Below are 11975 nucleotides of genomic sequence, written 5' to 3'. Positions count from 1 at the left end.
TCTCGTCTCCATAGAACAATGAATCACCCCGACTCTCGCCTGTCTCGCCTCTCTCGCCTCCTGCCGGCGCTCTCGTTCTCGCTGCTGCTCACAGCCTGCGCCAGCGGCCCGCAAGCTAGCCCCGATGACCCTCTGGAGCCGCTCAACCGCGTTGTCTTCAAGGTCAACGACAAGGCCGACGAGTACGTGGCGACGCCGCTGGCCAAGGGCTACCGCGCCGTCACGCCGCAACCGGTACGCACCGCGGTCACCAATTTCTATTCGAACCTCGCCGACGTCGGCAATACGGTCAACAACTTGCTGCAAGGCAAGGGCGTGGATGCGGCGGAGAGCTTCATGCGGGTGGCGGTGAACTCCGTGCTGGGCATTGGCGGCCTGATCGATATCGCCACGCCAGCCGGCATCAGCAAGCACTCCCAGGACTTCGGGCTGACGCTCGGCGTGTGGGGCGTGCCGGCCGGCCCGTACCTGGTCCTGCCGCTGTTCGGCCCCAGCTCGATCCGTGATGGCATTGGGCTGTATGTGAACTTCCAGCTGTCCCCGACCACGTGGGTAAACGATGAAAACGTGAAGTGGGGCCTGTGGGGCCTGGGCTTCCTGGACGCACGGACCAATGCGCTTGGCGCGACCGACCTGCTGTCGCTGGCGGCGCTGGATAAGTACAGCTTCGTGCGCGATGCATACCGCCAGCGCAGGCAGTACCTGATCCAGGGCGGCGGAGGGAAACTGCCGGATTATGAGGATACCGACGCGCCGGCCGAAAGCGCGGCGCCCGCGCCTGGCGCACCCGGGGCGCCTGCCGCCACCCCCGCGCCTGCTGGCACGGAAGACAAAACGCCGGAAGGCGAAGCGAAGAAGCCTTGAACCTGGCTTGACCCTGTCTGGCCCAGGCCTTATCCCAGGGCTAAGCCGAATCCCATCCCCACCCTGCCCCTGGCGGCCAGCAGCGCAAGCCTGGCCAGCCTCGCATCCCTGCCCAGCCGGATCAGGTCCGGCACCTGTCCCGGCCCCGCCAGCAGCGCCTTGAGCAATGCCCAGATGTCGGTGCTGCCATCGGGACCCATGCCGGCCACCGCGGCGGGCGGCACGTCCCGCTGCGCGGGATCGATCACCACCCGGCAGGCGGCGAACGGCAGCCCGAGTTCCTCGGCGACACGCGCCGCGATATGCGACTCCATGTCGACCGCCAGCGCACCGGTGGCCGCATGCAATGCCGTCTTGGCCGCCACCGAGGTCACAGCCTGGTCGGCGCCGGCAAGCACGCCGGAAATGGCCTCGGGCAAGGCAAGCGAAAGCGAGCGCGACCAGCTGGCGTCAACGGGCCGCAATCGATTCCCATCATGGATGGCAGAGGCGACGATCACCCGGCCTGGCAACAGCGCGGGATCCAGCCCGCCGGCCACGCCAAAGCTGATCACGCCGGCGCAGGGACGCGCCAGGCGTTGCCGCAGGCCTTGCGCCAAGGCTTCGGCGCGCAAGCCGTGCAAGGTTTCAACGCCGGGGCCGGCGGCGATGCCGGCCTCGAAGCGCATGCCAGTCACCACCAGCGTGGGACCAGCGCGGCGTTGCGCAAAGCTTGGCGCGGTCACATCCCCCACGCCACCGCCCGCGTGCCGTCGCGGCGCAGGTTGCGGTAGCGCGCCAGCGCCCACAGCGGGAAGAAGCGCGCGTAGCCGTGGTAGCGCAGGTAGAACACACGGGGGAAGCCCACCGCGGTGAACCGCGCCTCGCTCCACAGGCCGTCGGCCTGCTGCATGCGCATGAGGTAGTCCACACCACGCGCCACGGCCGGATGATCGACCTGGCCCGCGGCCATCAGGCCCAGCACCGCCCAGGCGGTTTGCGACGGCACGCTCGGCGCGGTCTCGTAGCCCTGGTAGTCGAGGCGGTAGCTGCTGCCGTCCTCGCCCCAGCCGCCGTCGGCGTTCTGGATCGAGATCAGCCAGTCGGCGGCGCGGCGCATTTCCGGCGCCTCGGGCGCCATGCCGGCAGCATTGAGCGCGCACAGCGCGCTCCATGTGCCGTAGACATAGTTCGTGCCCCAGCGGCCATACCAGCTGCCGTCGGCCATCTGCTCGTCGAGCAGGTAACGCTGGGCGCGCCGGAAGGCTTCGCTGCTGGCCGCGGTCTCGCCCAGCTGCGCGAGCATCGACAGGCAGCGCGCCGACACGTCGGCGGTGGGCGGATCGAGCAAGGCGCCGTGATCCGCGAACGGGATATTGTTCAGGTACTCATGCGTGTTCTCGGGCTCGAACGCGCCCCAGCCGCCGTTGCCGCTCTGCATGCCCGCCACCCACTCGCGCGCACGGCTGACAGCCTCTTCATAGCGTGAAAGATGGCTGGCCGGTGCCACGGCCGGTGCGGCTGCACCGGTGCGCGCCGCGCGGTCCATGGCCATCGCCACCACGGCGGTGTCGTCCACATCCGGGTAATGCGGGTTGGCGTACTGGAAAGCCCAGCCGCCGGGACGCACGTCGGGGCGCCGCACGATCCAGTCGCCGCGCACGTCCAGCACCTGCAGCGGGCGCAGCCATTGCAAGCCGCGCTCAACGGCCGCCTCGGCTCGCGGGCCACCCACTTCCAGCAAGGCGTGGCTGGCCAGCGAGGTGTCCCACACCGGCGACAGGCACGGCTGGCAATAGGCCTCGTCGCCATGCACCACCAGCAGCTTCTCGATGGAGGCGCGGGCCACCGCCACATCGGGATCAGTGCGCGGCACGCCGAGCACGTCGAACATCATCACGGCATTCGCCATGGCCGGAAAGATCGCACCCAGGCCATCCTCGCCGTTCAGGCGCTCGCGCACGAATTTTTCCGCGCGGGCGATGGCGCGCGCGCGCAGGCTGCGGGGGAATAACGGCTCCGCCACGCGCAAGCCGGCGTCCAGCACACGGAACAGGCCAAACCACACGCGCTTCTGGTGCGGCGCGCGCGGGGCCAGCCGGGCTGCCTGGCAAGGACGGATGAACAATTCGTCGATGCCCACGCCACGCGGGTTCCTGGCCTGGGGACGCAGGCTGTTGAGCACCAGCAGCGGCACGATCACCGTGCGGGCCCAGTATGCAACCTTGGACAAGTGGAACGGGAACCACAGCGGCAGCAGCATGATCTCCACCGGCATCATCGGCACCGCCTGCCACGGCATCACGCCGAACAGCGCGAGCAGCGTGCGGGTAAAGACATTGCTGGCCTCGGCACCGCCCATCCCATGGATGGCGGCGCGGGCACGGCGCATCGGCTCGGATTCGGTGTCGTCGCCAATCATCTTGAGCGCGAAATACGCCTTCACGCTGGCGCTGATGTCCGAGCGGCCCTGATGGAACAGCGGCCAGCCGCCATCGGCATTCTGGATGCGGCGCAGGTAGCGCGCGATACGGGCTTCCAGCACGGTATCCGGGGTCTCGCCCAGATAGTGCACCAGCAGTACGTACTCCGACGGAATCGTCGCGTCGGCCTCCAGCTCGAACACCCAGTGGCCGTCCGGCCGCTGGGTGGCCAGCAAGGCGTCTAGCGCGCGGTCGAGCGTGCCTTCCAACTCGTCTGGCGCGGGCGCGGCATGCGCGGGCTCATTCGAATTGGGGGATAGTGCAACTTGGCTCATCGGTTTCGATGTCCTCTTTTCAACAACGCAATTACGGCAATGCCGCACGCGGCCGTGAGCGGCCGTGGGCGGCAGTCAATCGGCGGATTCACCTCACACGAGGCCATGCCGCAGCAAAATCCATAGCAATCGCGCGCGCGGCACGCGCACCCGCGCCCGCGGGTTGGTCCAGCCGCGGGCCAGCAGACGCTGCAGGATCACGTGGTAAACCTCGCCCATGATGCGCGGCGAACGGACCGTGCGGCGCGGCGCCGCGTTCATGATGGCGAATGCCTGGTCGTAGTACGCCTGCGCCTGCTGCGCGACTTCCAGGCACGCGCGGCCAACGGCGGGATGCCCGACGATGGCATGCGGCGTGCCGATCGGCACGCCCGCGCCCAGCAGCGCTTCGGCCGGCAGGTACACACGACCCAGGTCCGCGTCTTCGTCGATATCGCGCAGGATATTGGTCAGCTGCAATGCGCGGCCAAGATGATGCGCCAGCGCTACGCCGGCATCACGCTCCATGCCGAACACGCGCACGGCAAGGCGCCCCACCGCACTGGCCACGCGGTCGCAATACAGATCTAGCGTAGCGTTGTCCGGCGCGCGGATATCCGCGTGCACGTCCATGGCCATGCCATCGATCACGGCGAGGAAATCCTCCTGCTGCAAGCCGAAGCGCTGAATCTGGGCGGCCAGCCCGCGCAATGCCGCCGGCGGCGTGCCGGCGTAGCAGGCGGCAAGATCGGCGCGCCAGGCGTCGAGCCCGGCAAGGCGCGTGGCGCGCGGGCCATCGCCATCGGCAATATCGTCCACCGCACGGCAAAAGCCATAGATCTCGAACATCGCCTCGCGTTGCGCGGCGGGCAGGATCTTGAGGGCGGTATGGAATGAGCTGCCGGACGATACGGCATGGCCCGCTTGCGGGACGGTTTGCACTGCGATTTCTGTTCCGGCCACGTAACTCCTCGTCACGCGTTGGACCGCCGTGCTGCTTTGCTGCCTGGGCCTGGCTTGTCGCCACAGCCCGGCACGCAGCGCCAGGCGGCATGTTTGGGGTAGTGGGCGATTATACCAACTCCGGCCATGGGCTCAGCCGCCAGCCGAAGAAGGGGGTTGGAGGGGGGTGTGCCGTGCAGGCCACCGCCAGCGCTACCGGGCCTGGCGCTGGCCTGGCGCGTGCGGCATCGCGTTCAGATTGGCTGGCGAGCGCCTATTTAACGCGCTGGCTGGCGCGGCGGCGCTCCATCACAAATCTGCCGCGCCTTGGATCATAGCGCGCTATTTCGACGTAGTTAGCATCGTTTAGCGGGTTGTTATCGCATTCCACGGCACCCGCGCCACCCGCACCACTTGCCGCGGCCTGCGCGGCCAGCGCGCGCTCGGCTTCGGTGACGGCACGCATGCGGCGCAGGTCGGCCAGCACGGACGGCGAGATGCGATCGAGCAGACGGCTGGACCTTAGCTTGTTCATGGCGGCCTTCCTCGAAGGGATGGCGCCAGTGTAGGCGCGTGATACGGCCGTTTAATGTGCCCTGGACCACGCACCGGAGCATTTTTTTCCGTGGCTGGCGCGCGAGCCACGCCGGTGCCGCCAGCCGGCAGGCAGGAAACGTGCTCAGAACCCCAGCGGATAGCCGTCCTTGCGGTGGTCCGAAGCCGCCGCGTAGCCATCCTCCAGGCGCATCGCGATCTGCGCGCCGCCGAATTCCAGGTTGCCCTGCGGCGCCACGTCCACCTTGTGGCCGCGCGCACGCAAGCCTTCCACGGTGGCGGCCGGGCAATTCCACTCCACCGCGATGGTGGCGTTGTCGTCCAGCACGCGCCAGCGAGGCGCATCGCACGCGGCTTGCGGGTTCTGGCCGAAATCCGCGAGCCGGCTGGCCATTTGCAGGTGGCCTTGCGCCTGCATCGAGCCGCCCATCACACCGAAGCTGGCCAGCGGCACGCCCTTGCGCATCAGGAAGCCAGGGATGATGGTGTGGAACGGCCGCTTGCCAGGGCTTACCTGGTTGGGGTGGCCCGGCTTGAGATTGAAGCCCCAGCCACGGTTGTGCAGCGCAATGCCGGTGCCGGGCACGACCACGCCGGAGCCGAAGCCTTTGAAGTTGGACTGGATGTACGACACCATCATGCCGCTCTTGTCCGCGGTAGTCAGGTACACGGTGCCGCCGCTGTGGGGCTTGCCCGGGCCGGCTGCCGCCGCGCGCTCCGGGTCGATGGCCTTGGCGCGGCTGGCCAGGTAGCTGCGATCGAGCAGGTGGGCGACCTGCACCTCGGTCATTGCCGCAGGGTCGCCCACGTACGCGTGCAGATCGGCAAACGCCAGCTTCATGGCTTCCACCTGCACATGGATGGCGGCGGCGGAGTCCACGCCCATGGCCGCGACATCGAAATGCTCCAGCATGCCCAGCGCCATCAGCGCGCCGATGCCCTGCCCGTTCGGGCCGATCTCGAACAATTCCAGGTCGCGATAGGACATGCTGATCGGCTGGACCCAGTCAGCGCGATGGGCGGCCAGGTCGGCCTCGGTGATCAGGCCGCCGGTGGCGCGCGCATGCGCGGCGATACGCCCGGCCAGCTCACCGTGATAGAAATCGTCGCCCTTGGTCTCGGCGATGCGCGCCAGCGTCTGCGCCTGGCCCGTGCAGATGAAGCGCTCGCCCGGCAGCGGTGCGCGCCCGTTCGGCGCGAAGGCGTCGGCAAAGCCAGGCTTGTCGATCAGCACGGGCACCTGTGCCTGCCACTGGCGGTGCACGGTGGGCGAGACCAGGAACCCGTTGCGCGCGTACTCCAGCGCGGGCTCGAAGAGCTCGGCAAACGGCAGGCTGCCGAACTTTTCCCACGTGGCGCGCCAGCCGGAAACGGCGCCAGGCACGGTCACGGTGTCCCAGCCGTTGACCGGCATGCTGCCGTAGCGCGAGAAATACTCCGGCGTCCACGCCGCCGGCGCCCGTCCACTGGCGTTCAGGCCATGCAGCTCCTTGCCGTCCCAGATCAGTGCAAAGGCATCGCCGCCGATCCCGTTCATGCACGGTTCGACCACGGTCAGCGCAATTGCCGTGGCCAGCGCCGCGTCCACGGCGTTGCCGCCACGGGCCAGCATGCGCAGGCCTGCCGCGGCCGCCAGCGGCTGCGAGGTGGCCACCACGTTGTCGGCCAGCACGGGCACGCGTTGCGAGGGATAGGGGAAATTCCAGAAATTGGTCATGGCTTTGCGAGGCTCTGAGGGTTGGAGGGTTGGAGGTTCTGGCCAGCGGCTTGCACGGCAGCGCCGGCCAGATGCGTTCGTGCTTTGTTCTTGCGCGGCGGCTACTCGATCTTGACGCTGGCCGCGCGCGCCACCTTCTCCCACGCGCGCATCTCGTCGCCGATCATGCGGCCGAATGGCTCGGGTGCCGTGTACTTGATCTGCACGCCCTGTGCGTCCATGGCCGCGGCCAGCTCCGGCGAGGCCAGTACGTCTTTCATCGCGGTAGAGAGTTGCTTGAGCACCTGCGGCGGCGTGCCCTTGGGCGCAACCAGGCCAAACAGGTTGTCGGCACGGAAGTCCCGGATGCCGGCCTCGGTCACCGTCTGGGCATCGGGCAAGGCGCTCAGACGATGCTCGGACGCGACCGCCAGCAACCGCAGCTTGCCGGATTTCACGTGCGGCAGGGCCGAGGGAATGCTGTCGAACATCATGCTCGCCCGGCCTGCCATCAGGTCCGGCAGCGCGAAGGCGCTGCCCTTGTACGGCACGTGCACCACGTCCACGCCGGTACGCAGCTTGAACAGCTCCGACTCCAGGTGCGACAACGTGCCGGAGCCCTGCGAGGCAAAGTTGTACTTGCCGGGAGACGCCTTGAGCAGGCTGACCAGCTCAGGCACCGAATGCACCGGCAACGAGGCCGGCACCACCAGGATATGCGGCACGGTGCCGATGCCGGCAATGGGCACGAAATCGCGGGCGAGGCTGGCGGGCTGGTTGCCATACGTGGCAGCCGCAATGGCGGCATTGCTGACAGCGGCCAGGTAAAGCGTATAGCCATCGGGCGCGGCCTTGGCCGCGAAGCTCATGCCGATGGCCCCGCCGGCGCCGGGGCGGTTGTCCACCACCACTGGCTGCTTGAGCACCGTGGACAGGCGCTGGCCCACCGCGCGCGCCAGCACATCGGTGGCGCCGGACGGCGGGAAGGACAGCACCAGCTGGACCGCGTGGTCGGGGTAGTCCGCGGCAGCGGCTGGCGTGGTGATGGTAACGGCGCCCGCGGCCAGCGCCAGCAGCAGGCCGGCGCGTGCCCGCTTGCCCCCACGGAATGAACGGGCTGGCCACTGCAACGTGCGGGTACGGTAAAGCGACTGGATAAACATGATCAGGGTAGCTCCGGATAGCGTCGAAGACGTTAACTGCCGAGGTAGAGTCGGAACGTTCCGGGGCGCAGCCGCTTTGGCTGCCGGCTTGCTTGCGCGCCCCTGTCATGCTGGATCTGGCTTCGCCCAAGGGCGATATTGACTGACGGGAAGCGTAGATTTTAGGCGCGCCCGGCAGCCACCGGAATGCGGATCGGCCATGGAGCTATGCGAAAATGGAATACGCATTGCGGCCACGGCCTGGCGCCCTTGCCAGGCCAGGCCGGCGGCAGGCTTTCCCTCATCGTTCCGACGCTTCCGAAGACACATCCCATGCAGCTGAAATGGATCGACGACCTGCTGGTCCTGGAGAAGACGCGCAGCTTCTCGCGCGCCGCCGAGCTGCGGCATATCACGCAGTCGGCGCTGTCGCGGCGCATCCGTTCGCTGGAGGACTGGGCCGGCGCGGTGCTGGTCGACCGCAACACCTTCCCCATGGACCTGACCCCGGCCGGCAAAACCTTCTGCACCAGCGGGCGCGAGGCACTCACGCTGCTGATGGAGGCACGTGCCACGCTGCGCCAGGAAAGCCGCATGCCGGGCAAGGCCATCCAGATTGCCGCCGGGCATACCTTGTCGCTGACCTTCCTGCCAGGCTGGCTCAAGGCATGCCAGAAGCGCTACGGCCAGTTCAATGCCCGGGTCGTGGCCGCCAACGTGCTGGAAGCCGTGGTGGCGCTGTCGGAGGGCAACTGCGACCTGATGCTGGGCTATAACCACACGCGGGTGCCGGTCTCGCTGGACCCGGACAAGTTCCGCAGCCTCACGGTGGGGCACGACGTGCTGATGCCGCTGTGCGCGCCCAATGCGCGCGGCGCCCCGCTGTTCTCGCTGGGCAGCAGTGGCGCCAAGCCGATTCCCTACCTGGCCTACACGGCCAGCACCACGCTCGGCCGCATCGTCGAGGTGATCCTCGAAGACGCGCCGCCACGCCGTGCGCTGGCGCGTTGCTATGAGGCCGACATGGCCATCCTGTTGATGAAGATGGCCAGCGAGGGCCACGGCGTGGCCTGGCTGCCGCGCACCACCGCGACCGATGCGCTCGCCGCGGGCACGCTGGTGCCGGCAGGCGACGCCACGTGGTGCTCGGCATTCGATATCTGCGCGTATCGCGCCGCCCATGCCAGCAACCCTACCCTGTTGGCGCTCTGGGCGGTGCTGGAGCGCGTTCCTGCCCTAGGTGGTGGCGATGGTGGTGGTGGTGGTGGTGGTGGCCGTGAACGCGCTATCGCCGGTGCGGGCCTTGATGACTCACAGAACAGTCAATCGCATGTGCGAAGCCTCGCTTGATGTGCCCGTCTTGCGAATCGGATAGAGCGGAGAGAAGAAGGCATCACTGCAGCAAATGGCGATGGCCGTTACGGCAAGCACTATAGTGAAGACTGTCTCCACGCCGCCAGAAGGATGCAGCATGAACGCCAGGCCCTGTCGCACCACCGCCGTGAAAATCCTGTTCGCCGCGCTGCTACCGGTGGCAGCCGCGCATGCGCAGCTCGGGGATCTGCTCAAAGGCGCCACGCAGGGCGGCACCGAGAGTTCGTCCGGCGGCCTGAGCGGCCTGGGCAGCAGCCTGGGCGGGATGAGTGGAATGCCCTCGCTGCAATCGCTGAGTTCGGGCAGCACCGGCAATGTCGCCGGGATCCTGGAGTACTGCGTGAAGAACAACTACCTTGGCGGCGCCAGCGGCGCCGCCTCGGTCAAGGACAAGCTGCTGGGCAAGATCGGCGGCGACGCGCCCACATCGGACGCCGGCTACACCAGCGGCGCCAAGGGCATTCTGAGCGGCAGCGACGGCAAGCAGTTCGACCTGAGCGGGGGCGGGCTCAAGGGCCAGGTCACCAAGCAGGTCTGCGACAAGATCCTCGCGCAGGGCAAATCGCTGCTGTAGGGCCAGGCGCACTGAGCGCCCGGTCAGCGCCCGGCCAGCGCCCAGCGCTCAGGCAGGCGACAGGCGGAAGGCCGACACGGCATGGTGCAGCGCGCCGGCCTGGTCTTCCAGCGACGTGGCGGCCGCGCTCGCCTGCTCCACCAGCGCCGCGTTCTGCTGCGTCATCTGGTCCATCTGCGCGACCGCGCGATTGACCTCCTCGATGCCGGTGCGCTGCTCCGCGGTAGCCGAGGCGATGCCATCCATGATCGACGTCACGCGGCCGACCGCGTTGACGATCTCGGCCATGGTCTGCCCGGCCTGCTCCACCAGCGCCGAGCCGCTGTCGACCTGGCCCACGGACTCGACGATCAGCGTCTTGATTTCCTTGGCCGCGCCCGCGCTGCGCTGCGCCAGGTTGCGTACCTCACCGGCCACCACCGCAAACCCGCGGCCTTGCTCGCCGGCGCGCGCGGCTTCCACCGCGGCGTTAAGCGCCAGGATATTGGTCTGGAAAGCGATGCCGTCGATCACGCCGATGATGTCGTTGATCTTGCGCGAGCTGGCGGTGATGCCGCGCATCTTGTCCACCACCTGGCTGACCACGCTGCCGCCCTGCTGCGCGATCTGCGAGGCGTCAGCCACATACTGGCTGGCCTGCCCGGCGTTGTCGGCGTTCTGGCGCACCGTCGCGGTGATCTGCTCCATGCTGGCGGCGGTCTGCTGCAGCGAGGCCGCCTGCTGCTCGGTACGGCTCGACAGGTCGCTATTGCCCGAGGCGATCTCCTGGGCCGCCGAGGTGATGGAATCGGCCGATTGCTGGATGCCCGCCACCGTGCCGGCGAGCTGGTCGCGCATATGGCCGATGGCGTACATCAGGCTGGAGCGGTCGTCCGGGTGGGTTTCGACGCGAGCCGTGAGGTCGCCGCTGGCCATGCGCAAGGCAAGGGCCGCAGCGGTAGCGGGCTCGCCGCCCACCGAGCTCTGGATGCTGCGGATCAGCAGCGTGGCCACCGCGGAAATCAAGATGCCCAGCAGCACCAGCAGCCCCAGCGATTGATACAGCGAGGCGCGGAACTGCGCTTGCACGTCATCCATGTACGTGCCGGCGACCAGGTCCCAGCCCCACGGCTTGAAGCGCGCCACGTAGCCGATCTTGGGGCTCGGCTGGTCGCTGCCCGGCTTGGGCCACCAGTAGTCCAGGTGGCCCGCGCCTTCGGCCGACGCGCCGCGGGCCGCGATATCGGCGTACAAGGCGTTGCCTTTGGCATCCTTGAAGTCGCTCATGTTCTTGCCGTTGAGCTTGGCATTGATGGGATGCATCAACAGCACGGAATCCGCGCCGACGATGGTGATATAGCCATCCTTGCCATAACGCTGCGCGGCAACGCGGGCCGTGGCCTGGGCCTTGGCATCGGCCTCGGACATCTTGCCCTGGCGCGCCTGCTCGGCGTAGTCGCGCACCAGCGAGAGCGACATGTCGACGATGTTAGCCAGCTCGCCGCGGCGATCGGCCATTTGCAGCTGGCGGGTCTGGAAGGCGTGCATCACGGTCAGCAACAGCAAGCCGAGCCAGGCCAGTACAAGGGGAATCCACAGCTTTTTTCGCAGGGTAAGACGATTCATGGCATTCGCTTTTTGGGAAAATGGCCGGTCATGCAGGGGGCATGCGGCATCTCCGGATATCGGAGCCGGGCTCCCCTTCTTTAGCGAAAGGCGCGACAGGACCGCACGAAAGGCCACGAAGCGCAGAAAATGTCGCGTGAAGCACCAGAATGGCGACAGGCTGTGTCAGGCCGAAACGCTCGCGCACCCGCACGGTGCCGAAAAAGCGCCTGCCATCCGCCCCCGAAAGCGGCGCAAATACGGCTACAATGCGCCTCGCACTCCACCCAGCAATTGCAATTGACTTGCAACTACCTGGCCAGTGGACTGCCAAGGGTTCGAAGGTGCCTCCGGCGCGTAGCGCGGCGGGGGTTAAACGGGAAACAGGTGCGCCGCCGGCCATGCCGCGGCTAATCCTGTGCTGCCCCCGCAACGGTCAGCAGGTACAAAGGTGTCACGCCGCGCCAACAGGCCGCGGCAGCCACTGCGCATCATCGCGCGGGAAGGCGGCACCCCGGACGCGCCCCC

The 11975-nt window shown here is 67.9% G+C and carries 10 protein-coding genes and 1 riboswitch; of the genes, 3 read left to right on the top strand and 7 right to left on the bottom strand.

Annotated features, from left to right (window positions below; translation table 11 throughout):
• The first annotated feature begins 18 nt into the window (after window positions 1-18).
• Window positions 19-864, top strand: coding sequence for an MlaA family lipoprotein (locus tag AC1RWI_RS28605; protein WP_052495119.1), 846 nt, complete (start codon window positions 19-21; stop codon window positions 862-864).
• Window positions 865-893: 29 nt separating this feature from the next.
• On the opposite strand, the gene AC1RWI_RS28600 is transcribed toward AC1RWI_RS28605, so the two are convergent.
• The 6 genes from AC1RWI_RS28600 to AC1RWI_RS28575 all read right to left on the bottom strand — a co-directional run bounded on the left by AC1RWI_RS28600 (window position 894) and on the right by AC1RWI_RS28575 (window position 7936).
• A complete protein-coding gene (locus AC1RWI_RS28600; RefSeq protein ID WP_269083410.1) occupies window positions 894-1589 on the bottom strand; it encodes a phosphorylase in 696 nt (231 codons plus the stop codon).
• Window positions 1586-3601, bottom strand: a complete 2016-nt coding sequence (gene shc / locus AC1RWI_RS28595; RefSeq protein WP_492869999.1) for a squalene--hopene cyclase — start codon at window positions 3599-3601, stop codon at window positions 1586-1588. Before shc ends, AC1RWI_RS28600 begins: the two co-directional genes overlap by 4 nt.
• Before the next feature lie 93 nt (window positions 3602-3694).
• Window positions 3695-4543: a presqualene diphosphate synthase HpnD gene (gene hpnD / locus AC1RWI_RS28590; protein ID WP_492869998.1), complete on the bottom strand. Its 849-nt coding sequence runs from the start codon at window positions 4541-4543 to the stop codon at window positions 3695-3697.
• Window positions 4544-4796: 253 nt separating this feature from the next.
• Window positions 4797-5057, bottom strand: a complete 261-nt coding sequence (locus tag AC1RWI_RS28585) for a hypothetical protein (RefSeq protein ID WP_043355975.1) — start codon at window positions 5055-5057, stop codon at window positions 4797-4799.
• A gap of 144 nt (window positions 5058-5201) precedes the next feature.
• Entirely contained in the window at window positions 5202-6794 is a 1593-nt protein-coding gene (locus AC1RWI_RS28580; RefSeq protein ID WP_492869997.1) for a gamma-glutamyltransferase family protein, read from the bottom strand.
• Between the two features lie 101 nt (window positions 6795-6895).
• Window positions 6896-7936: a Bug family tripartite tricarboxylate transporter substrate binding protein gene (locus tag AC1RWI_RS28575; RefSeq protein WP_492869996.1), complete on the bottom strand. Its 1041-nt coding sequence runs from the start codon at window positions 7934-7936 to the stop codon at window positions 6896-6898.
• A gap of 312 nt (window positions 7937-8248) precedes the next feature.
• On the opposite strand from AC1RWI_RS28575, the gene AC1RWI_RS28570 reads away from it, so the two are divergent.
• Both AC1RWI_RS28570 and AC1RWI_RS28565 read left to right on the top strand, forming a co-directional pair.
• A complete protein-coding gene (locus AC1RWI_RS28570; RefSeq protein ID WP_492869995.1) occupies window positions 8249-9265 on the top strand; it encodes a LysR substrate-binding domain-containing protein in 1017 nt (338 codons plus the stop codon).
• A 121-nt stretch (window positions 9266-9386) separates the two neighbouring features.
• Window positions 9387-9863: a YjjA family protein gene (locus AC1RWI_RS28565; RefSeq protein ID WP_492869994.1), complete on the top strand. Its 477-nt coding sequence runs from the start codon at window positions 9387-9389 to the stop codon at window positions 9861-9863.
• 48 nt (window positions 9864-9911) lie between these two features.
• On the opposite strand, the gene AC1RWI_RS28560 is transcribed toward AC1RWI_RS28565, so the two are convergent.
• Entirely contained in the window at window positions 9912-11468 is a 1557-nt protein-coding gene (locus tag AC1RWI_RS28560; protein ID WP_492869993.1) for a methyl-accepting chemotaxis protein, read from the bottom strand.
• Window positions 11469-11772: 304 nt separating this feature from the next.
• Window positions 11773-11975, top strand: a riboswitch (cobalamin riboswitch). This riboswitch is flagged as partial in the annotation.

The sequence above is a fragment of the Cupriavidus sp. MPR-AND1C genome (assembly GCF_058809705.1).
Note: the sequence above shows the minus strand (reverse complement) of the source record. Positions and strands in the feature narration are given on the sequence as shown.